Genomic DNA, 21,526 nt, shown 5'->3' with positions numbered 1-21,526 from the left:
CCCTGGAATACGCTGCACGAATAAAAAACAAGCCGTCGTCAGTACGGCATAACGCATCCCGCCAAATGGGATCGCCCAAAAGAATGATCTGTCCACGGAGTGAGTCTCGATGGAAATTAAGTCCCGCAAGCCCGTTCTACGTTTTGCCCCGGCCAAGGCCGGCTTTGCGTTCGCTGGCGTCCTGCCTTTGCTGGTAGCCGCTCAGGCTCAGGCGGTGGAGTTCAGCTTCGCCGACAACGAGATCACCGGTTCCATCGATACCACCGTCTCCTACGGCCAACTGTGGCGTGTCCAGGGTCAGGACAAGACCAACAACGACATCAACACCAACGACGGTAATCGCAACTTCGATACCGGCCTGGTCTCCGAAGTGTTCAAGATCACCTCCGACCTTGAAGTGTCCTACCAGAACTATGGTGCATTCGTTCGTGGTACCGCGTTCTATGACACGCAGATCATGGACAAGCGCAACGATTACTACGATGCCAATACTCCGTCTCAACCGAGCCAGAGCTATCCGCATGACAACACCTTCACCCGCGAGACGCGCCACAAGGCCGGTCGTGACGCGCAGATTCTCGATGCCTACATCTATGGCAATTGGGATGTGGGTGACATGCCGGTGTCCGGCCGTTTCGGTAAGCAGGTGTTCAACTGGGGTGAAGGCCTGTTCTATCGCGGTGGCATCAACACCACCAACCCGGTCGATGCCGCCAAGTTCCGCCTGCCTGGCGCCGAAGTGAAGGAAGTGCTGGTGCCTGTCGAGGCGCTGAGCTTCAACCTCGGTCTGACCGACAATCTTTCGATGGAAACTTTCTACCAGTTCAACTGGAAAGAGACTGCAATCGATCCGGTTGGTACTTATTTCTCCGAGACTGATCTGTTTGCTGACGGTGGCCATACCGCTTATAACCAGAGCGGTGCGCTGGCTGCTGCCTTGACCCCTAACCCGGGGCTTGGTGGGTTGTCGCTGTACCAGACCGCATTGCTCAACCCTGGCTTCGGTCTGAAGGGTAGTGAATATGCAGGTCCCGATGCCTTCAAGGTCGCGCGAATCGGCTCTGACCTGAATGCGAAGAACGATGGGCAATTCGGGGTGGCGTTCCGTTACATTGCTGAGGAGCTCAACTCTACCGAGTTCGGTTTCTACTTCATCAATTACCACTCCAAAGAACCGTATATCTACGCTGACATCAATGACGATTATGCAGGCCTGACTGCAGCCCAGTTTGCTGCTCTTGCCGGTGCTGTTGGTAGTCCCACCACTGCTGGGGGCTTGGTGACCGTTGACTTGGCCAACCAGATTAACGCCAGCCGCGAATACGTCGAAGACATCCGTATGTACGGCATGAGCTTCAACACTACGATTGTCGAGACGTCTGTTTTCGGTGAACTGGCTTATCGTCCGAACATGCCGATTGGCATCGCGACGACCAACGACCTGCTTGGGCAGGTGCTGGGTCAGGCGACGCAGATTGCTCTGGGCCAAGACGTAGTGGTTGGCGGAAAGCGAGTTGGTCTGGGGGCCAACAGCGAGCGCGCACTGCACAACTACGAGCGTGTCGAGGCATTCAATACCTCGTTGGGTGCCATCCATAACTTCGGTAATGTACTGAGCTTCGACTCGCTGTTCGGCGTGGCGGAGCTGGCGTCGGAGCATGTTCGTGGCAGCAGCCTGAAGTATGTCGATTACCAGGGTAATACGCGTTACTACTCTGGCCGTGCGAACGGGTCCTACGTCTCCGGCTATGATCGTGACGATCAGATCAACAAGAACGCCTACGGCTACACGCTGGTACTCTCCGGTACCTGGAACGACGTCTACGCGGGCGTGAACCTGTCGCCGTTCGCCGTGTTCAAGCATGACTTCGAAGGCAACTCGCACCAGACCGGCAACTTCATCGAGGGTCGCAAGGCGTACACCGTCGGTATGCGCGCCAGCTACCTCAACAGCCTGGAAGCCGAGATCCAGTACACCGAGTTCTATGGCGCAGGCCAGAACAACGGTTCGCGTGATCGCGACAACATCGGTCTGAACGTCAAGTACTCCTTCTAATACCTATAACCAGAAAAACGCCGGGCGCTTGTGGGCGCCCGGCCAGACTCTTCACGGAGAATTACCCATGCTGAACAAGCACAGGCTGATGGCCGTAGCCGTTGCGCTGGCGTTTTCCGCCGGCTCTGCACTGGCTGCCGTTTCCCCGCAGGAAGCTGCCAAACTCGGCGACACCCTGACGCCCTTCGGTGCCGAGAAAGCCGGCAATGCCGCTGGCACCATCCCGGCCTGGACCGGTGGTATCACCAAGGCACCGGCCGGTTACACCCGCTCGGGCCAGCATCACGTCGACCCGTTCCCGGAAGACAAGCCGCTGTTCACCATCACCGCGGCCAACCTGAGCCAGTACGAGGCCAACCTGACGCCGGGTCAGATCGCCATGTTCAAGGCCTACCCGGAAACCTACCAGATGCCGGTCTACCAGACCCGTCGCTCCGGCTCGGCGCCGCAGTGGGTCTATGACAACACTGTCAAGAACGCCACCAGCGCCAAGCTGGTCGACGGCGGCAACGGCTTCTCCGATGCCTATGGCGGCATCCCGTTCCCGATTCCGCAGAACGGCGTGGAAGCGCTGTGGAACCACATCGCCCGTTATCGTGGTACCTACATCGTGCGTCGTGCCTCGGAAGTGGCGGTACAGCGCAATGGTGCCTACTCGCTGGTGACCTCGCAGCAGGAGGCCATGTTCAAGTACTACGTGCAGAACGGCTCCTTCGCCGACCTGAACAACATCATGTTCTACTACCTGTCCTTCACCACCAGCCCGGCGCGTCTGGCCGGTGGTGCGGTGCTGGTTCACGAGACCCTGGATCAGGTCAAGGAACCGCGCCAGGCCTGGGGTTACAACGCCGGTCAGCGTCGCGTGCGTCGTGCGCCGAACCTGGCATACGACACGCCGATCGCTGCCGCCGATGGCCTGCGTACCGCCGACGATACCGACATGTTCAACGGTGCTCCGGATCGCTACGACTGGAAACTGGTGGGCAAGAAGGAAATCTACATCCCGTACAACAACTACAAGGTCACCAGCCCTGAGGTTAAGTACGAGGACCTGCTCAAGGTCGGTCACCTGAACCCGGCGCTGACCCGCAACGAACTGCACCGCGTCTGGGTGGTGGAAGGCACGCTGAAATCGGGCGCCCGCCACATCTACTCCAAGCGCACCCTGTTCCTCGACGAGGACAGCTGGCAGGCTGCAGTGGTCGATCAGTACGACGGCCGCGGTGAGCTGTGGCGCGTATCCATCGCCTACCTGAAGAACTACTACGACCTGCCGACCACCTGGTCTGCCCTGGACGTGTTCCACGATCTTCAGGCGCGCCGTTACCACGTACAGAACCTGGACAACGAAGAGAACAACACCATCGACTTCAGCCAGGCCATTCCGGACGACGGTTACTTCAAGCCGGCTGCGCTGCGTCGTCGCGGCACGCGATAATAGTCGTGTAGCCTCGCGCCAAGGCCGCTACAGTAGTAGCGGCCTTTTTCGTATCAGCTTCGCGAATAGGCTTCTATAACGCGGGTTCTGCCTTAACAAAACATAACGTCGCGCTAATTGTCAGGGCTTTCCTAAGCTCGCTAGGATGGGCGGCCTGCTATTGAGAGCAGTACCGCCTATAACAAGAAAGGGGGAAGGTATATGAGTGAGCCCGTCATGCGGCGCACCCAGTCCGGTCTGACGCCCACTACGGCGCACAAATCGGCGCTTCGTGTCCATTCGCCGCTGGCTAAAGCGCTCTCGCTGTGCAGTGTGCTTTCCGTTCTGGCTTTCACCGCCGTGCCTGCATACGCCGAGACGTCGTCGACAGCGGCGGAGGCCGGTTATGCCATCGAGTCCGCCAAGGCCGTACACAGCCTGCTGCAGGACGTCGTCAACACTGGCGAACGCCTGGTAGCCGTCGGCGACCGTGGCCACATTCTCCATTCCGAAGACCAGGGACAGAGCTGGGAGCAGGCCAAGGTGCCGACCCGGCAGATGCTCACCTCGGTCTTCTTCGTCGATCCCAAGCACGGCTGGGCGGTCGGTCACGATGCGCAGATTCTCGTCACCAGCGACGGCGGTCTGACCTGGACCAAGCAGTTCGAAGACCTCGAGCGCGAGGCGCCGCTGCTGGATGTCTGGTTCAAGGACCTGCAGACCGGTTACGCGGTGGGCGCCTACGGTGCGCTGCTGGAAACCAGCGACGGCGGCAAGACCTGGGAAGACGTCAGCGATCGCCTCGACAACGAGGATGCCTATCACCTCAATGCCATCACCGCGGTGAAGGATTCCGGTCTGTTCATCGTCGGTGAACTGGGCCAGATGTTCCGTTCCGCCGACTGGGGGCAAACCTGGGAACGCATCGAAGAGCCGCCCTACGAGGGCTCGCTGTTCGGCGTGCTCGGTACCGACCAGAGTGGCACCTTGCTCGCCTACGGCCTGCGCGGCCACCTGTTCCGCTCCACCGATTTCGGTGACAGCTGGCAGCAGATCTCGCTGCACACCCCCAACAATGGCCCGCTGGAGTTCGGCCTGGCCGACGGTACGCTGCTCCGCGACGGCAGCATCGTGGTCGTGGGCCACGGCGGCACCGTGCTGCGCAGCACCGACCATGGGCAGAGCTTCAGCCTGATGAACCGTCCCGACCGCCTTTCGCTGGCCGGGGTGACTGCACTGGATAACGGCAACCTGATCCTGGTGGGGCAGGGCGGCGTTCACCTCGCCGCTTCGACCGGCGCCGATCTGGGCCAACAATAACAAGCCGGGAGCCTTTGCATGACCAAGCATCAACAAAAGCCTGCTTCTTATCTCGAGCGGCTGATCTTCAACAATCGCCCGGCGGTGATCCTGATCTGCCTGCTGATCAGCATCTTCCTGTTCTACCAGGCTGCCCAGGTGCGCCCGCAGACCAGCTTCGAGAAGATGATTCCGCTGGGCCATCCGTACATCCAGAAGATGCTCGAACACCGTAACGACCTGGCCAACCTAGGCAACACGGTGCGTATCTCGGTGGAAGCCACCGAAGGCGACATCTTCAGCAAGGAGTACATGGAGACGCTGCGGCAGATCCATGACGAGGCCTTCTACATCCCCGGCGTCGACCGTTCCGGCCTCAAGTCGCTGTGGAGCCCCAGCGTGCGCTGGACCGAAGTGACCGAGGAAGGCTTCGCCGGTGGCGAAGTGATTCCGCAGACCTACGACGGTTCCGCCGACAGCCTCGAGGAGTTGCGCAGCAACATTCTCAAGTCGGGGCAGATCGGTCGCCTGGTGGCGAACAACTTCAAGTCCAGCATCGTCGACATTCCTCTGCTCGAGTCCTATCCAGACCCGGCTGACCAGAGCAAGCTGATCAAGCTGGACTACCAGAAGTTCTCCCACGAGCTGGAAGAGAAGATTCGCGACAAGTACCAGGCGCAGAACCCCAATGTGCAGGTGCACATCATCGGTTTCGCCAAGAAGGTCGGTGACCTGATCGATGGCCTGGTCGGCGTGGCGCTGTTCTTCGCTGTCGCCATCGGCATCACCTTCGTTCTGCTGCTGTGGTTCACCCACTGCTTCAAGAGCACGCTGGCGGTGGTCATCACCACCCTGGTGGCGGTGATCTGGCAGCTTGGCCTGCTGCACACGCTGGGCTTCGGTCTGGACCCATACTCGATGCTGGTGCCGTTCCTGGTGTTCGCCATCGGTATCTCGCACGGGGTGCAGAAGATCAACGGCATCGCCATGGCCTCCGGCGAGGCGACCGATGCGCTGTCCGCAGCGCGCATGGCCTTCCGTCAGCTGTTCATCCCCGGGCTGGTCGCACTGCTCTCCGATGCCGTCGGCTTCGTGACCCTGCTGCTGATCGATATCGGCGTGATCCGCGAGCTGGCCATCGGTGCGTCCATGGGCGTGGCGGTGATCATCCTGACCAACCTGATCCTGCTGCCGGTGGTGATCTCCTACATCGGCATCGGCAACCGTGCAGTGAAGAAGAGCCGCGAGGAAGCCGCCAAGGACCATCCGCTGTGGCGCGCCATCTCCAATTTCGCGCACCCGATGGTGGCGCCGATTTCCGTGGTGATTGCCGTGGTGGCCCTGGCCGGTGGCGTCTGGTACGGGCAGAACCTGAAGATCGGTGACCTCGACCAGGGCGCGCCGGAGCTGCATCCGGATTCGCGCTACAACCTGGACAACGACTTCGTCATCCGCAACTACTCGACCAGCTCCGACGTGCTGGTGGTGATGATCAAGACCGCGACCGAGCGTTGCTCCACCTACGAAGCGCTGTCCGCCATGGACGAGCTGATGTGGAAGATGGAGAACACCCAGGGCGTGCAGTCGGCCATCTCCATGGTCACCGTGTCCAAGCAGGTGATCAAGGGCATGAACGAGGGCAACCTGAAATGGGAAACCCTGTCGCGTAACCAGGATGTGCTGAACAACTCCATCGCACGTGCCGAAGGCCTGTACAACGCCGACTGTTCGGTGGCGCCGGTACTGGTGTTCCTCGAGGACCACAAGGCCGAGACGCTGTCGCGTGCCGTGGCTGCCGCCGAGGCGTTCGCTGCAGAGCACAGCACCGATGACCTGCAGGTCGTGCTGGCCGCCGGTAACGCCGGTATCGAGGCCGCCACCAACGAGGTGATCGCGGCTTCCGAGACTACCATGCTGATCGCGGTCTACGCGGCCGTGAGCATCATGTGCCTGCTGACCTTCCGCTCCCTGGCGGCGACGCTGTGCGTGATCCTGCCGCTGGTACTGACCTCGGTGCTGGGCAACGCGCTGATGGCCTTCATGGGCATCGGCGTGAAGGTCGCGACCCTGCCGGTGATCGCGCTGGGCGTCGGCATCGGTGTGGATTACGGTATCTACATCTACAGCCGCCTGGAGACCTACCTGCGTCAGGGCATGACGCTGCAGGAGGCCTACTACGAGACGCTCAAGTCGACGGGCAAGGCGGTGCTGTTCACCGGCGTCTGTCTGGCCATCGGCGTGGCCACCTGGATCTTCTCGGCGATCAAGTTCCAGGCCGACATGGGCCTGATGCTGACCTTCATGTTCCTCTGGAACATGATCGGTGCGATCTGGCTGCTGCCGGCGCTGGCGCGTTTCCTGATCAACCCGGAGAAGCTGCGCGGCAAGGCCTGATGCCTGTAGCGCAGGACGAGAACCGCGGCCCCAGGGCCGCGGTTTTTTTATGCGTGTTGCATGAGAGGCGATATGGGCGCGGGTAGGGGGCTTGGCTGGTGCCTGGGATCGCCCGCAGCGGGCTCCTACGGAGTGGGTAGGCGGCAATGTGCGGCTGTCCTGCGGGGCGCGCTCGGTTCTTGGGGTGTTGGCAGGTTACGAATTGCCTTGCACGGTTCATCGCCTTGCCACTGCTGGCCGGTCTTGCTGTGCGGCGGGCCGTCGGGTACATCGGTCAGCGGTACGTAACGCGCCGCCAAGCCCGCCCGCTGCTACGCGTGGGATCGCCCGCGAGCGGGCGCCTGTGAAGTGTGTGCGGCTGCGCTTGCTAGCGCGGATACAGCGGCGGCAATGCGCTGCTGTCCTGCGGGGCGGCGCTCGGTTCCTGTACTGCCGGCAGGTTGCGAATCGCCTTCCACAGATCATCGCCTTGCCACTGCTGGCCGGTCTCGCTGTACAACGCGCCGTTGAGGCCATCGAGTGCGTCCGACAGCGGCACGTAACGCGCCGCCATGTCGGCCAGGGTTTCCGGTTGCTGTCGCGCCCAGGCATCGAGTGCATAACGGGTGGCCTGGGCGTCACCCGCCTGGCAGGCGCGCTTGAGGTCGTCGAGCAGTGTGCGCGGGCTGGGGCCCGCCTGTGCGGCCCGTTGGATGGCCGGTTGGCTTCGGGCGCGCCACCACAGGGCGAAGCCGAGCAGGGTGCTCAGGCCGAGCAGCGCGCAGGCCAGTTGCCAGGGCCACAGCTCGGGCACCTCCTGTGGCTGTGCGACGGGCAGGTTCGCCGTGGGGCTGTCCTCGCCCTGCAGCTGAGGGTTCTCGGCCACCTGCAGGGTGCGCGCGGGCAGCGTCGTCCGCTCCAGGCTGTCGCTCTGGGTGTTCCACCACACCACTTCCAGCGCCGGTAGGGCGATGTCGCCGCTGCGGCTCGGCACCAGGGCCTCGCGTTCCTCGCGCGTGCCGACCACGCCGCTCTCGCTCTTCTGGTCGCTCAGTTGCGGCTGGTCCGGGTAGCGGCGCAGGCCTTCGACCTGGGTGGCCGGCAACGGCGGCAGCTGGGCGCTGGACAGGCCATCGACCTTGAGGATCAGGCGGCGGGTCAGCGAGTCGCCGACCTGGCTCTGTTCCGGCTGCGGGTTCCAGGTTTCCGCCAGGCCCAGCGCCCGTGCCGGCAGCCAGGGCGCATCGGCGGGATAGTCCGCCGGCTTGGCCTTGACCCGCAGGGGGATGTCCGGCGACTTGACCCGCGAGACCTTGCCCGCACGCGGGCCGAAGGGCAGGAAGTCATCGTTGCGCGAGCGGTCGACCAGGGTGGCGCTGAAGGTCTGCCCCGGAATCACCAGTTCGCCGCTGCGCTGCGGGTAGATGGCGTACTGCAGTTCGATCACGCCGTGGCGCACGCCGCCGATGCGCTTCTCGTAGGTGCGCGGCTCGCCCAGCTGTTCCACGCGCGCGTCCTGCATCTGCAGCGGCGTCAGGGTGCTGTCGTCGTACATGGACACCGAATGGTAGATGCGCAGCGTCAGCACGGCCTGTGCCTGCACGTAGACGCTGTCCTGGTCGAGGCTGGCATCGATGTACACCGGGGCCAGTTTGGCGCTACCGCTGGCGTCGCTGACCGCATCGACGGTGAGGGTGATGGGCAGGGTCTCGGCGTCTTCCAGGCGGATGGGCGGAATCACCACCTCGCCGCTGCGCCGGGGTTGCAGGGTGAGGATCCAGCGGGTGCTGGCGCGGGGCGTGTCGCCGATGCTGCTCAGGCGATTGACCTGGCGGCTGCCGAGGACTTCGAAGTTCTCGTCCAGCGGGCTGAAATCGGGCCGTCCGAAGCGGGTCGGGTCGGTCGATTCGAGGGTCAGCACGACGGTCTCCCCCTCGCTCAGGCGCGTGCGGTCGACGCTGGCGAAGAAGGCATCGGCGCAGGCCTGGCCGCTTACCAGTAGAAGAAGCAGGAAGAGGAAGCGCTTCATCGGCTTGAGTCCTGACGCTGTTGCTGTTCATACCAGAATTTGCGCCGCAGCAGTTCGGCCGGGTCGTCCGGGATCTGCCGCAACCATTGTTCCAGGGCCTGGCGACGCTCTGCGGCGTCGCCCAGATTGCCCTCGGTGACGGCGCCCTGGCCCGGCTCGCTCGGCTCCGCCGGAGCGCCCGTGTCCGGCTGCGTACCACCTGCGCCTGCATCCTGGGCATCGCCGTCGCTGCCACTGTCATCGCGACTGCCGGATTGGCCGGGCTGCGCAGGCTGGCCGTCGGCGGGCTGAGCGCTTGCGTCCTCGTGCGGTTCGCCGGTGTCGCCCGAGGCGTCGTCCTGTTGCTGCGCAGACGCATCGCCGCCGTTCTGCTGCTGATCCTGGCGCTGGCGCAGGGCCTCTTCCACCAGCGCCTTGTTCTGTTGTGCTGCGGTCAGTTCCGGCTGGCGCTCCAGGGCCTGTTCATAGGCATCCAGCGCCGCTTCCAGTTCGCCGGACTTGGCCAGCGCGTTGCCGCGATTGTAGTGATCGGCGGCCGTGTCGCCCTGGGCGAAGCGCTCGGCGGCACCGGCGTAGTCCTCGGCCTGGTACAGCGCGTTGCCTTGCCACTGCGGGTCGACGAAACGCTCCGCGGCCTCGGCCGGGCGCTGCGCCTGCAGCAGGCGCTGGCCTTGCTGGTCAGGGCGCAGCCACAGGTCGTTCAGTTCGAAGGCCTGGCTGCTCTGCGGCGGCAGCATCAGCAGCAGCGGCAGGCAGAACAGCCAGCCGCGACGCCCCGCGCAGGCCGCGAGCAACAGCAATGGCAGCAGCAGCCAGTAGCCCTGGTCGACATGGCTATCGAGCTGCGTGGGCTCCTGTGCCGCCCGCAGTGCCTGGGGGGCGTCGAACAGGCCGAGGCGCCTGAGGTCGTCGTCATCCACCCGTATCTGGGTGTAGCGGCCGCCGTTGCTTTCCGCCGTATCGCGCAGGCTGCGTGCATCCAGGCGGGGCACCAGGATGGCGCCGCGCTGATCCTTGAGGAAGCTGCCGTCTTCCTGCACCGCCGGTGCGCCTTCGCGGCTGCCGACGCCAAGGATCAGCAGCGGCACCGCACGTTTTTCCAGGGCCTGGCGGATGCCGCTGCGCTCCTGCTCATCCAGTGCGCTGCCGATCAGCAGGATGCGACCCTGGCCGAGCTGCGCCTGATCGAGCATCTGCAGGGCACGCTCCACCGCCAGGTCGGCACGGCGGCCGGGTTCGGGCATCAGCGACGGCTTGAGCGCCTCGAGCAGGTTGCGGCTGGTGGCCAGGTCATCGGACAGTGGCACCAGGCTGTGTGCGCTACCGGCGTAGACGATGATCGCCGTCTGCGCATCGCGCCGCGCCTCGAGCAGGTCGAGCAGCTTGCGCCGCGCCTGTTCCAGGCGATTGGGGTGGCCATCGCTGGCGAGCATCTGCGGGGTCAGTTCGAGCACCACCAGCAGCGGATCGGCCGGTTTCTGGTTGCTCTGCTCGACCCGCTGCCAGCTGGGCCCCAGCAGTGCGCCGATGGCCAGCAACCAGGCCAGGCCCAGGGCCACCCAGGGCAGGCGGCTGGAGCGGCCATCACCGCCCTTGAGCAGCACCTGATGAAAGGCGGCGGGAAGCAGCAGCTGCCAGCGGCCGCTGGCTCGTTCACGGTGCCACAGGCGCCACAGCAGCCAGGCCAGCAGGGGCAGCGGCAGCAGCCACAGCGGGCGCAGCCATTCCGGCCACAGCGCCATCATGCGCGCCTCCGCAGCTGGTCGGGCCACAGCACCTGGCCGACCAGCAGCAGCGACCCCAGCAGCGCCAGCGCCAGTGGCCAGGCGTACAGCGCCAGGGCAGGGCGGGCGAGAGTCGGTTGCTGGGCCACGGGCTCCAGGCGGTCGAGGCTGAGTTCGATCTGCTCCAGCTCGGCCTGGCTGCGTGCGCGGAAGTATTCGCCACCGGTGGCATCGACGATCGCGCGCAGGGTCGGTTCGTCCAGTTCGAGGCCACTGTTGAAGCCCAGCGCGCCAGCCAGGCCATCTTGCTGAGGGTCGGCGCCGATGCCGATGGCATAGATGCGCACGCCTTCATCGGCGGCCAGTTGCGCGGCCACCAGCGGCTCGATGCTGCCGCCGTTGTTGGCTCCGTCGGTGATCAGCACCAGTACGCGGCTCTGCGCCGGACGTTGGCGCAGGCGCTTGACCGCCAGGCCGATGGCGTCGCCGATGGCGGTGTTCTTGCCGGCGATGCCGATCAGCGATTCTTCCAGCCAGGTGCGCACGGTGGTGCGGTCGAAGGTCAGCGGTGCCTGCAGGTAGGCCTGGCTGCCGAAGAGGATCAGGCCGACGCGGTCACCACGGCGGCCATCGATGAAATCACCGAGCAGGCGCTTGACCAGCTCCAGGCGGCTGATCGGCTCGTCGTCCCATTGCATGTCGGCGTAATCCATCGAGCCGGACACATCCACCGCCAGCAGCAGGTCGCGGCCGCTGGCCGGCAACGGCAAGGGCTCGCCGACCCACTGCGGGCGCGCCGCCGCGCACAGCAGCAGGCACCAGAGCAGCACCAGCGGGGCCTGCTGGCGCCAGCTGGGCAGGGCGGCGCGGGCGCGGCGGCCGCTCAGGGCCTGCAGCTCGTCGAGGAAGCTGACGCGCAGCGCCGCATCGCCGCTGTCGGCGGCTGGCAACAGCAGGCGCAGCAGCCAGGGCAGCGGCGCCAGGAGGAAGATCCACGGCCAGGCGAACTCAAACATGCTTGCGAATCCACACGGCAATGGCCTGGTCGAGCTCGGCGATGGCCTTGTCGCTCAGCGTGCACTGCGGCTTGTAGCTGCCTTCGACCAGAATCATCCAGCGCGTCAGGCCGGCGGCCGGGCAGCGGTTGTCGAGGAACGCCAGCCAGGCGCGACTGCTCAGCACGTGGCTGCCGCTGTCCGGATAGCGTTCGCGGCACAGCCGTTTGAGCAGGGCGTTGAGCTGTTGCAGCCAGGGGCCGGCCGGCGCTGCGTCGTAGGGTTTGCTCAGCCGCGCCAGTTCGTCCAGCGCGGCCTGGCGCAGCGGGTCCAGGTCGCTCTCGAGCTGCGCCCTGGGCGGACGCTGGCGCCAGCGCCGAAGCAGCTGCCAGAGCCCCCAGCCGAGCAGCGGCAGCAGGGCCGCCAGCAGCCACCAGCCCGGTGCGGGCGGCCACCAGGGCACGGGCGCCGGTTCGATCAGCGGCTGCAACTGGTCGATGGGGTTCATAGGGTTTTTCTCGGGTGCAGCGCGCCGAGCTGCTCCTGCAGCTGTTCGATCAGCTCGAACTGCGTGCTGAGCGGCAGCAGCGGTACGCCGAGCTTCTGCGCCAGGCGCTGCCAGCGTGCTTCACGCGCCTGGGCCTGGGCACGATAGGCCTGGCGCAGGTCGCCGTTGTGGCTGTCGACTTCCAGCTGCATGCCGCCCTGGGTGAAGCGCAGCAGGCCGGCGGCCGGCAGGGCATGATCCAGCGGGTCCGACATCGGCAGCAGGAGCAGGTCGGTATGCCGGGCGAGCAGGCTGAGTTGCTGCTCGGCGTTATCGCTCAGGGCGCGCTCGTCGCACAGCACGATCACCAGGCTGCCGGGACGCAGCACTTCGCGGGCACGGCGCAGGGCCAGGCCGAAGTTGTCACGGGCGAGGTTGGCCTGGCTCTCGGGACCCAGCGCCTGGTTGGCGCGGGCCAGCAGGTTGAGCAATTGCAGCAGACTCTGCTTGCTGCGCCTTGGCTTGACCTCATGGTGCTCGTCGTCGGCGAAGACCAGGCCGCCGATGCGGTCATTGTGACCGAGCGCAGCCCAGCCGATCAGCGCGGCCGCACGGGCGGCGAGTACCGACTTGAAGCACTGCCCGGAGCCGAAGAACAGGCGCTGGCTCTGTTCGGCGATGATGAAGATCGGCCGCTCGCGTTCTTCGTGGAACAGCTTGGTATGCGGTTCCTGGGTGCGCGCGGTGACGCGCCAGTCGATGGTGCGCACGTCGTCGCCGGGCTGGTAGACGCGCACCTGGTCGAAGTCCACGCCGCGTCCGCGCAGCCGCGAATGGTGCAGGCCGGTGAGCGGGCTGCGCCGTGCGGGGGTGGAGAACAGCGGCACCTCATGCGCCTTGTGACGCATCTCGATCAGCTCGCCGAGATCGACCTGGATGCCCGCCTGCAGCTTGTGGCTTGCAGCTTGCGGCTGCATCTATGCCACCGCCACCACGTCGAGGATGCGCTGGATCACGCGGTCCTGGTCGACGCCCGAGGCTTCGGCCTCGAACGACAGGATGATGCGGTGGCGCAGCACGTCGAACAGCACTGCCTGGATGTCTTCCGGGCTGACGAAATCACGCCCGGCCAGCCAGGCGTGGGCGCGTGCGCAGCGGTCGAGGGCGATGGAACCGCGCGGGCTGGCGCCGTAGGCGATCCAGTCGGCCAGCTCGGCGTCGAACTTGGCCGGGGTGCGGCTGGCCATGACCAGTTGCACCAGGTATTCCTCCACGGCATCGGCCATGTACAGGCCGAGGATTTCCTTGCGTGCGGAGAATATCGCCTGCTGGCTGACCCGGTGCTCCGGCTTGGCCTCACCGTTGAGGGCGTCGCCGCGTGCCTGGGCGAGGATCTTGCGCTCGACCGCCGCGTCGGGAAAACCGATCTTCACATGCATCAGGAAACGGTCGAGCTGCGCTTCGGGCAACGGATAGGTGCCCTCCTGCTCGATCGGGTTCTGCGTGGCCATGACCAGGAACAGCGGCGACAGGTCGTAAGTGCTGCGTCCCACCGACACCTGGCGCTCGGCCATCGCCTCGAGCAGCGCCGACTGCACCTTGGCCGGTGCCCGGTTGATCTCGTCGGCCAGCACCAGGTTGTGGAAGATCGGCCCCTGCTGGAACACGAAGCTGCCGGTCTCCGGACGATAGATCTCGGTGCCGGTGATATCGGCCGGAAGCAGGTCAGGGGTGAACTGGATGCGGTGGAACTCGCCTTCGATGCCTTCGGCCAGTTCCTTGATCGCCTTGGTCTTGGCCAGGCCCGGTGCGCCCTCGACCAGCAGGTGGCCGTCGGCGAGCAGGGCGATCAGCAGGCGCTCGATGAGCTTCTCCTGGCCGAGGATCTGGGTGGAGAGAAATTGGCGTAACGCGACCAGCGCTTCACGGTGTTCCATCGTCGGGCTCTTCTGGCGGATGGGCAAGGCGCACTGCGACCTCGCGTGCAGACCGCCGACTTTAATGCATTTGCGCCTTCAGCCGCTATGCATCGCGCGGGTGATGAACCGCCTGGTGAAAGAAATGAGCGACGCATCGCCAGGCGCCAGGGCAGTCCATCACAGCGCGTGCTGGATTGCCCGGGCGCGGCCGCTCATTGCCACTGCGCGAGCAGTCGACGCTGGCTGCGCTGTGCGCTGTCCTGGGTGGTCGGTTGCAGCCACAGGCTCTGCCCCGGCAGGCATTGCGCCAGGCGCGCCACCGCCTGGGGTGTCAGCGCGCCCAGGCGTGGATAGCCGCCGATGGTCTGGCGGTCATTGAGCAGGATGATCGGCTGGCCGTCCGGGGGCACCTGCACGGCGCCCAGCGGAATGCCTTCGGAGATCATCGAGCCGCGCTGGCATTGCAATTGCGGACCATTGAGGCGAATGCCCATGCGATCGGCACGCTGGTCGATCAGCCACTCGCTGTTGAAGGCGTCGAACAGGCTCTGGCCACGGAAGTCACCGATCTGCGCGCCGAGCACCACCTGCAGCCGGGGGGCATCCTCGTAGACGGGGATGCACGCCGCGGGCATCTGCCGGGCAGCGGCTGCCTCCGCGTCCCAGGTGAGCGCATCACCCACGGCCAGCGGGCGGCCGTCGCCGTGCAGGCCGCCGAGCCCCTCGCGGCGCATGCTCGCACAGCTGCCCAGTACCAGGGGCGCCTTGAACCCGCCGGGCGCGGCCAGGTAGGCCCGTGCGCCCTGGCGCGGCGTGGCGAAGCTCAGGCGCTGCCCCTGGCGCACGTTGAAACTGCGCCAGGGCAGCAAGGCCTGGTCATCGAGACGCGCGCCGAGATCCGCGCCGGTCACTGCCAGGGTCGCATCGCGGGTGCATTCGAACTCGAGGTTGCCGAGGGTGATCTCCACCACGGCTGCCGTGAGCGGGTTGCCCAGCAGCCAGTTGGCCCAGCGGTGGGCGATCCAGTCCAGTGCGCCGCTCTGGGTCACGCCTAGGTGGCGTACGCCGAAGCGCCCAGCATCCTGCAACTGAATGAAAGGGCTGCTGCGCAGCACGCGCAGGCCATTGCCGATCGCGCTCATTGGCTGGCCTCCAGCGGACTGTCGTCACCGCCCAGGCGAATGAATTCGGCGCGCTCGACAGCGACGAAGCGCACGCGGTCACCGGGTTGCAGCAGGCTGTAGCCCTCGATGTCACTGCCGAACAGGCGAGTCGGGGTACGCCCGATCAGGTTCCAGCCACCGGGGGAGACCACCGGATAGGCGGCGGTCTGGCGCTCGGCGATGCCGACGCTGCCCGCGGCGATGCGCTGGCGGGGCGTGCTCAGGCGCGGTGCGGCGAGGATTTCCTCGACCAGCCCCATGAAGGCGAAGCCCGGTGCGAAACCCAGGGCGAAGACCTGGTAGGCATGGCCGCTGTGACGGGCGATCACCTCGGCTTCGCTGAGGCCGCTGCGGCGTGCCAGCAGCTGCAGTTCCGGGCCGACGCTGCGGTCGTACCAGGTCGGCAGCTGGTGCTCGCGGCCGTTCTGCACGTCGGCAGGCTGCAGGCCTTCGAGTGCCTCGGCGACCTTGGCGCGCGCCTGGGCGCTGTCGAGCTGGCACAGGTCATAGTGCAGCAGCAGCGTGGTGTAGGAGGGTACCAGGTCCAGCAGGGCGTCGCCGAAGGCGGCCTGCAGGCGCGTGCGTGCCGCCAGCATCCAGGGCATGTTGGCTTCGTCGATGTGATCGAACAGGCGCAGGATCAGGCTGTCGATACCGGCGACTTCCAGTCGCACACTGGGCGCCTTCATGCCTGGGCCAGATGGTCGAAGGCCTGGCGGATACGCTTGACCGCCGCGACCGAGCTGGCGTTGTCGCCATGCACGCACAGGGTCTGCGCGACCAGCGGCAGGGCACTGCCATCGCTGGCCTGCAGCGCCTCGCCACGTGCCAGGGTCACGGCCTGGGCGACTATCACTTCGCTGTCGTGATGCACTGCGCCGGGCAGGCTGCGGCTCACCAGGTAGCCGGCGGCGTCGTAGGCACGATCGGCGAAGGCCTCGAACCACAGGGTCAGGCCGAACTCGTCGCCCAGTGCCTGGGCGGCAGCGTTGTCGCGGGTGCACATCAGCATCAGCGGCAGCTGGCGATCGTACTTGGCCACGGCGCTCATCACCGCGCGCAGGGTGGCGGGCTTGCGCATCATGTCCTGGTACAGCGCGCCATGCGGTTTGACGTAGCTGACGCGGCTGCCCTGGCTGCGGCAGAGGCCTTCCAGCGCGCCGATCTGATAGAGCATCAGGTCTTCGACTTCCTGGGGCGTGCAGTCCATCGAGCGGCGGCCGAAGCCAACCAGGTCCTGGTAGGCGGTATGTGCGCCGATGCGTACGTCGTGGGCCACGGCGAGGGCCACGGTCTTGCGCATCACGCTGGGGTCGGAGGCGTGGAAGCCGCAGGCGATGTTGGCGCAGTCGATATAGGGCATGACCTCGGCGTCCAGGCCCATGGTCCAGGCGCCGAAGCTTTCGCCGATGTCGCAGTTCAGAAGCAGGCTGTTCAAGGGAGCATCCTAATCATGGCTTGTCGATTCCAGCAGCGTTGAGCTGTCCTGGCTGATGGCTGCATTTTTTCCGTTGCCACGGAACAGCGTCCAACTAATAAAAACATCCGCCGGAGATAGGAAAAGCTGATGGTGGCGGGCATCGGATTTTTCGATCGCGAGGCGCTGGTTTTTCCCGTTGGACAGCGTGCGTCGCGTGGGTCGACAGTGCGTCGGGTGAACGCTCCCTGGCGCCGTTCTGGTGCATCCCCGGTGCCCCGCACCGGGGCCTCTTGCGTTTCCTTCGACTCGCCACGAACGGGGGACCCCGATGAAGACCGCTCCCTGCATGTCCGCGCTCTGCGCGTTGCTCGTCGTTCTACCCATGAAAGTATCCGCGCAAGGTGCCGCGTCCTGGTCGATGTCGGTGGAGCAACCGGCTGGCAATTTCATCAGCCGCGTGGCCGTCGATTTTGCCAGGAATGTGCGCCAGACCACCAAGGGGCAGCTGAACATTCGCGTGCATCCCGGTTCTGCCCTGTACAGCCGGCCGCAGGTGAAGGGCGCCGTGAGCCGCGGCGACATTCAGCTCGGCGATGTGTTCATGTCCGCGCTGGGTGCCGAGGACCCGCTCTACGAACTGGACAGCCTGCCGTTTCTCGCCACCGATTACGAGCAGGCGCGCCGGCTCTGGGCCGTCAGCCGCGGGGCGGTCGAGCAGCGCCTGCTGGCCGATGGCGTGCGCCTGCTGTATGCGGTGCCCTGGCCGGCGCAGAGCCTGTTCAGCACGCGCCCGCTGCATCAGCCGGGCGATATCCGCGACCTGAGCTTTCGCAGCTACAACCCGACCATCTCGCGCCTGGCGCAGCTGCTCGAGGCCCGGCCCACGACCATCGACACCGAGGACGTGCCGCAGGCGTTCCGCGACGGCCAGGTCGACATCATGCTCACCTCCAGCGCCACGGGGGTGGACCTGCGCGCCTGGGACTTCACCTCGCACTTCTATGACGTGCGCGCCTTCATCCCGAAGAACATCGTGATCGTCAACGAGCGTGCCTTCCAGCGCTTGCCCGAGGCGCAGCGTCAGGCCCTGCTGCATGCGGCCGAGCGCGCCGAGCGGGCAGGCTGGGAGCTGTCCTGGGCACTGACCGAGTACCAGACGCGAATGCTCGCGCGGCATGGCATGCAGGTGGTTCGCGACATCGATCCGGCCCTGCAGCAGGGGCTGGTCGAGGTGGGGCAGCGGCTGACCGAGGAGTGGCTGGCGCGTGCCGGTGACACGCGGGCAGGGATCATCCACGAATACCGCCAAGAGCAGGCGCGCTGAACCACGGCGGCGGGCGTCAGCCTCGAGCTGGCGCCCGCCGTGCTCATGCCAGGCGAAACTGGCTGGCGCTGCGACCCAGGGCGTCGACCTGGGATGACAGCCCCTCGGTATGACCGCCCAGCGTATGGCGCAGCTCTTTGCTTTGCCCGGTATGCACGTGGATGGTCTCCATCTTGTCGGCGATGTCCTCGGTGGTGGTGGACACCTCCTCGATGGCGACCACCACCTGGTTCATCTCGCCGGTCAGGCGTTCCATCGCCGAGGTGATCGAGGTAATCGCATCGGCGACCTGCGCCGCATGGCGTTCGCTGTCGGCTGCCAGGTTCAGGCCGTTGCTCATCAACTGATGCATGTGCCGGGTCTGGTGCTGGAACTCACCGACGATGGCGCTGATGTCGGTGGTGGCGGCCACGGTCTTCTGCGCCAGCGAGCGCACTTCATCGGCTACCACCGAGAAGCCGCGCCCGGCATCACCGGCCCGCGCCGCCTCGATGGCCGCGTTGAGCGCGAGCAGGTTGGTCTGGTCGGCCAGGCTGTTGATCACATCGACGATACCGTTGACCCGGGCGCTGCTCTGGCCGAGGGCGTCCACCTGGCTGTGCGTGTCCTGAATCAGCTGCGCCAGGCGGCTCATGCTGTTCACGCTGGCGGCGATCACTTCGCCGCCGTTGCGCGCCGCGTCGTAGGCACTGGTGGTGGCGCTGCCGACTTCCGCAGTGCGCTGCGCCATGTCGTTGAGGGTGGCGCTGATCTGGTGCGAGGCGGAGGCGGCCTGCTCGGTCTGCATCTCCACCTGGCTGCTGTTGTCACCCAGCTGGCGCATGGCGTCGCCGAGGTGATTGTGCAAGCGGCTCAGCTCACCGTTGGCACGTACCACCTCGGCCACGATGCCGCCGATGCCCTGGATCATGCGATTGGCCGCGTCTGCCAGCTGATTGAATTCGTCGCGGCGGTTGCTTCCCACCGGCAGCTTGCCGCTGAGGTCGCCGGACGCCACCTGGCTGAGCAGCTGGATGACGTTGCGCAGGCGGCTGACCAGGGTGCGTGAGGCTTGCAGCAGGGTGAAGCAGAGCAGGGCGGCGACGGCCAGGAAACTCAGGCCCATCAGCCACAGCGCGGAGATGCGCGATTGCTCCGCCTCCTGCGCGCGCCTTAGCAGCAGGCCGTCCTGCAGGGCGCGAGCCTGTTGTGCCATGCGCGCCTGCAAGTCTTCGCCCAGCTGGCCCAGGCGCTGGTTGGTGGCGTTGATGCGCTCGATACTGGCATGGGCTTCGCTGAAGGCATCGGCATAGGCCTGCACGTTCTTGCCGATCGGGGTCTGCTGCCACTCCAGGTCGGCGATCTGCTCCTGCAGCTTGCCGATCGCCGTCAGCGCGATCTGGGCGAAGGCCGGATCGAAGGTCGACAGGTAGTCGCGCTGGCTGCTCAGTGCGCTGGTGATGAACGGCTTGATCAGATCGAAGCTGATGGCTTCCAGGGCCTTGCCCTTTTCACTCAGGACCTTGCGCTGGCCATCGAAGGGCGACAGCCCCAGCGCCTGGTTGAAGCTCAGCCACTGGCGCTGTTGTTCCAGCTCCTCCTCGAGGATGGCCTGGATCCGCTGTGCGTGTTGCAGGGTATCGTCGTCTCGCAGGGCTTGAGCCTTGGTCAACAGTTGTCCGATGAGTTCGTGCAATTCATCGAGACCGCTGCCGAATGCCGCCTGCTGCTCGGGTGTGAGCTGCTGGCGCTGGGCGTTCTGCCGCCACCAGCGGTTCATCAGTTCGGTGCTGGCGCTGGCGTAGCTCGCCGCCTGCTCCCTGGCCTGCAGGGCACTGCTCAGGCGGTGGCTGGCCCACAGCGAGGCGGCCGCCATCAACGCCAGACTGATCAGGGTGAGCGCGATGAGGGCGCGGAATTTTTGTTGCCAGGACAGGTGCAAAGTCACGATAACGCCTCGCCATCTTCTTCAGGATGATTCTCGGGAATCGGCAAGTTGTCATACGACTGCGGTGAAAGTCTATGGCTATCTTGCCGCCCGGGAAATGAAAAACGGGGCCCCGAAGGCCCCGTCCGCGCAACGCCGCTTACCAGAGCGGCAGGGTGTAGCTGAGAATCAGGCGGTTCTCGTCGAGATCGTTGCCGAAGTTGGAACGAACGGTGGCGTTGCGCCATTTCAGGCCCAGGTTCTTCAGCGGGCCGGTCTGCACCACGTAGGCGATGTCCATGTCGCGCTCCCACTCCTTGCCCTCGCTGCTGCGTCCGGCGACCTCGACGTTGTCGCCGGAGATGTAGCGGGTCATGAAGGTCAGGCCGGGGATGCCGAGGCTGGCGAAGTTGTAGTCATAGCGCAGTTGCCAGGAGCGTTCCTGGGTATTGGCGAAGTCGTTGATCTGCACGAAGTTGACCAGGAAGGGGTCGCTGTTGGCGATGTACGGGAAGGGGTCGTCACCGCTCATGCGCTGGTAGCCGGCACCGAAGGCATGGCCACCCAGGCTGTAGGTGAACATGGCGCCGAAGGCCTTGTTGTCGAGGTCGCGGAAGTTGCCGTCCTCGCGGCTCTGCGAATAGCGCAGGTCGCTCTTCAGCGACTGCCCTTCGCCCAGCGGCAGCACATGCACCAGGGTGCCGTAGTACTGCTGGTAGATGTCTTCCAGCGTGCCGTAGTGCAGGCCGGCGGTGAGCTGCGGCGTGAGCTTGTACTCACCACCGCCGAAGACGAAGGAATCGCTGCTGCCGCCGATGCGGTTGCCGCTCATCTCGGTGTAGTCGCTGGAGCTGTTGGCCTTGATCCGGTTGATCTTGCCGCCCTGCAGGGTCAGCTTGTCGATTTCCTGGACGTTGAGCAGCGCGCCCTGGAAGGTCTGCGGCAGCAGGCGCGAGTCGTTGGCGGAGACGATCGGGCTGCGGAACTGCAGGGCGCCGACTTTCAGCGTGCTGTTGGAGATCCTGGCCTTGGCGGTCAGGGCGAGCTTCGAGTAATCGTCCTGCGAACCGCCGGAACGGTCGGCCGGCAGCAGGCCGGTGCCAGCGGTGCCGTCGCCGGAGTCGAGTTTCAGGCCGAGCATCCCCAATGCATCGATGCCGAAACCGACGGTGCCCTCGGTGTAGCCGGATTCCATGCGCAGCAGAAAACCTTGCGCCCATTCCTCAGCCTTGTCGCGAGCGCCGCTCTGACGGAAGTCGCGGTTGAAGTAGAAGTTGCGCATCTCGACGCTGGCCTTGCTGTCAGCGATGAAGTCGGCGTGCGCCAGGGTTGGCAGGCCGCTGCCGAGCAGCAGCGCGGATGCCAGTGGGTAATGGGGTTTCATGGTTGCAGTGTCTCCTGTTGGGAGCGCGCA

At 65.4% G+C, this 21,526-nt stretch carries 16 protein-coding genes; 5 read left to right on the top strand and 11 right to left on the bottom strand.

The window, feature by feature from the left end; genetic code table 11:
• Positions 1-109 precede the first annotated feature (109 nt).
• The 4 genes from EWH21_RS16710 to EWH21_RS16695 all read left to right on the top strand — a co-directional run bounded on the left by EWH21_RS16710 (position 110) and on the right by EWH21_RS16695 (position 7,166).
• Positions 110-2,056: a DUF1302 domain-containing protein gene (locus EWH21_RS16710; protein ID WP_277698876.1), complete on the top strand. Its 1,947-nt coding sequence runs from the start codon at positions 110-112 to the stop codon at positions 2,054-2,056.
• 67 nt (positions 2,057-2,123) lie between these two features.
• The gene (locus EWH21_RS16705; RefSeq protein WP_037056239.1) at positions 2,124-3,494 is read left to right on the top strand and encodes a DUF1329 domain-containing protein; all 1,371 of its coding nucleotides are present in this window, start codon (positions 2,124-2,126) and stop codon (positions 3,492-3,494) included.
• A gap of 216 nt (positions 3,495-3,710) precedes the next feature.
• Positions 3,711-4,793: a YCF48-related protein gene (locus EWH21_RS16700; protein WP_037056237.1), complete on the top strand. Its 1,083-nt coding sequence runs from the start codon at positions 3,711-3,713 to the stop codon at positions 4,791-4,793.
• An 18-nt stretch (positions 4,794-4,811) separates the two neighbouring features.
• Complete coding sequence (locus tag EWH21_RS16695; protein ID WP_047586334.1) at positions 4,812-7,166, top strand: RND family transporter; 2,355 nt, start codon at positions 4,812-4,814, stop codon at positions 7,164-7,166.
• A gap of 367 nt (positions 7,167-7,533) precedes the next feature.
• Here EWH21_RS16695 and EWH21_RS16690 read toward each other — a convergent pair whose 3' ends face one another.
• The 9 genes from EWH21_RS16690 to EWH21_RS16650 form a co-directional block, all read right to left on the bottom strand.
• Entirely contained in the window at positions 7,534-9,174 is a 1,641-nt protein-coding gene (locus EWH21_RS16690; RefSeq protein WP_277698875.1) for a BatD family protein, read from the bottom strand.
• On the bottom strand, positions 9,171-10,919 hold the full coding sequence (locus EWH21_RS16685) for a VWA domain-containing protein (RefSeq protein ID WP_277698874.1): 1,749 nt from the start codon (positions 10,917-10,919) through the stop codon (positions 9,171-9,173). The genes EWH21_RS16690 and EWH21_RS16685 overlap by 4 nt, the downstream gene beginning before the upstream one ends.
• Positions 10,916-11,914, bottom strand: a complete 999-nt coding sequence (locus tag EWH21_RS16680) for a VWA domain-containing protein (RefSeq protein WP_037056225.1) — start codon at positions 11,912-11,914, stop codon at positions 10,916-10,918. The genes EWH21_RS16685 and EWH21_RS16680 overlap by 4 nt, the downstream gene beginning before the upstream one ends.
• Positions 11,907-12,401 (bottom strand): DUF4381 domain-containing protein, encoded by a 495-nt coding sequence (locus EWH21_RS16675; protein WP_179554586.1) that lies wholly within the window; start codon positions 12,399-12,401, stop codon positions 11,907-11,909. Before EWH21_RS16675 ends, EWH21_RS16680 begins: the two co-directional genes overlap by 8 nt.
• Positions 12,398-13,357, bottom strand: coding sequence for a DUF58 domain-containing protein (locus EWH21_RS16670; RefSeq protein WP_037056219.1), 960 nt, complete (start codon positions 13,355-13,357; stop codon positions 12,398-12,400). Before EWH21_RS16670 ends, EWH21_RS16675 begins: the two co-directional genes overlap by 4 nt.
• Positions 13,358-14,317 carry a MoxR family ATPase gene (locus EWH21_RS16665; RefSeq protein WP_037056217.1) on the bottom strand — a complete coding sequence of 320 codons (960 nt, stop codon included), beginning with the start codon at positions 14,315-14,317 and terminating at the stop codon, positions 13,358-13,360.
• Positions 14,318-14,511: 194 nt separating this feature from the next.
• Complete coding sequence (locus tag EWH21_RS16660) at positions 14,512-15,441, bottom strand: biotin-dependent carboxyltransferase family protein (RefSeq protein WP_277698873.1); 930 nt, start codon at positions 15,439-15,441, stop codon at positions 14,512-14,514.
• A complete protein-coding gene (locus EWH21_RS16655) occupies positions 15,438-16,151 on the bottom strand; it encodes an allophanate hydrolase subunit 1 (protein ID WP_277698872.1) in 714 nt (237 codons plus the stop codon). The genes EWH21_RS16660 and EWH21_RS16655 overlap by 4 nt, the downstream gene beginning before the upstream one ends.
• Positions 16,148-16,900, bottom strand: coding sequence for a 5-oxoprolinase subunit PxpA (locus EWH21_RS16650; RefSeq protein ID WP_210389403.1), 753 nt, complete (start codon positions 16,898-16,900; stop codon positions 16,148-16,150). The genes EWH21_RS16655 and EWH21_RS16650 overlap by 4 nt, the downstream gene beginning before the upstream one ends.
• Positions 16,901-17,264: 364 nt before the next feature.
• Between EWH21_RS16650 and EWH21_RS16645 the strand changes: the two genes are divergently transcribed.
• Positions 17,265-18,206 (top strand): TRAP transporter substrate-binding protein, encoded by a 942-nt coding sequence (locus EWH21_RS16645; protein ID WP_277698871.1) that lies wholly within the window; start codon positions 17,265-17,267, stop codon positions 18,204-18,206.
• A gap of 43 nt (positions 18,207-18,249) precedes the next feature.
• Here the strand turns inward: EWH21_RS16645 and EWH21_RS16640 are convergent, their stop codons facing one another.
• Positions 18,250-20,133, bottom strand: coding sequence for a methyl-accepting chemotaxis protein (locus EWH21_RS16640; RefSeq protein ID WP_277698870.1), 1,884 nt, complete (start codon positions 20,131-20,133; stop codon positions 18,250-18,252).
• A gap of 139 nt (positions 20,134-20,272) precedes the next feature.
• On the bottom strand, positions 20,273-21,496 hold the full coding sequence (locus EWH21_RS16635; protein WP_152489162.1) for an OprD family porin: 1,224 nt from the start codon (positions 21,494-21,496) through the stop codon (positions 20,273-20,275).
• Positions 21,497-21,526: the final 30 nt, after the last annotated feature.

The sequence above is a fragment of the Pseudomonas sp. REST10 genome (genome assembly GCF_029542605.1).
GTDB classification, from domain to species: domain Bacteria; phylum Pseudomonadota; class Gammaproteobacteria; order Pseudomonadales; family Pseudomonadaceae; genus Aquipseudomonas; species Aquipseudomonas khazarica.
Note: the sequence above shows the minus strand (reverse complement) of the source record. Positions and strands in the feature narration are given on the sequence as shown.

Coding starts and splice junctions, on each gene's coding strand:
- EWH21_RS16710 (WP_277698876.1), top strand. CDS start 110: ATGGAAATTAAGTCCCGCAAGCCCGTTCTACGTTTTGCCCCGGCCAAG.
- EWH21_RS16705 (WP_037056239.1), top strand. CDS start 2,124: ATGCTGAACAAGCACAGGCTGATGGCCGTAGCCGTTGCGCTGGCGTTT.
- EWH21_RS16700 (WP_037056237.1), top strand. CDS start 3,711: ATGCGGCGCACCCAGTCCGGTCTGACGCCCACTACGGCGCACAAATCG.
- EWH21_RS16695 (WP_047586334.1), top strand. CDS start 4,812: ATGACCAAGCATCAACAAAAGCCTGCTTCTTATCTCGAGCGGCTGATC.
- EWH21_RS16690 (WP_277698875.1), bottom strand. CDS start 9,174: ATGAAGCGCTTCCTCTTCCTGCTTCTTCTACTGGTAAGCGGCCAGGCC.
- EWH21_RS16685 (WP_277698874.1), bottom strand. CDS start 10,919: ATGATGGCGCTGTGGCCGGAATGGCTGCGCCCGCTGTGGCTGCTGCCG.
- EWH21_RS16680 (WP_037056225.1), bottom strand. CDS start 11,914: ATGTTTGAGTTCGCCTGGCCGTGGATCTTCCTCCTGGCGCCGCTGCCC.
- EWH21_RS16675 (WP_179554586.1), bottom strand. CDS start 12,401: ATGAACCCCATCGACCAGTTGCAGCCGCTGATCGAACCGGCGCCCGTG.
- EWH21_RS16670 (WP_037056219.1), bottom strand. CDS start 13,357: ATGCAGCCGCAAGCTGCAAGCCACAAGCTGCAGGCGGGCATCCAGGTC.
- EWH21_RS16665 (WP_037056217.1), bottom strand. CDS start 14,317: ATGGAACACCGTGAAGCGCTGGTCGCGTTACGCCAATTTCTCTCCACC.
- EWH21_RS16660 (WP_277698873.1), bottom strand. CDS start 15,441: ATGAGCGCGATCGGCAATGGCCTGCGCGTGCTGCGCAGCAGCCCTTTC.
- EWH21_RS16655 (WP_277698872.1), bottom strand. CDS start 16,151: ATGAAGGCGCCCAGTGTGCGACTGGAAGTCGCCGGTATCGACAGCCTG.
- EWH21_RS16645 (WP_277698871.1), top strand. CDS start 17,265: ATGAAAGTATCCGCGCAAGGTGCCGCGTCCTGGTCGATGTCGGTGGAG.
- EWH21_RS16635 (WP_152489162.1), bottom strand. CDS start 21,496: ATGAAACCCCATTACCCACTGGCATCCGCGCTGCTGCTCGGCAGCGGC.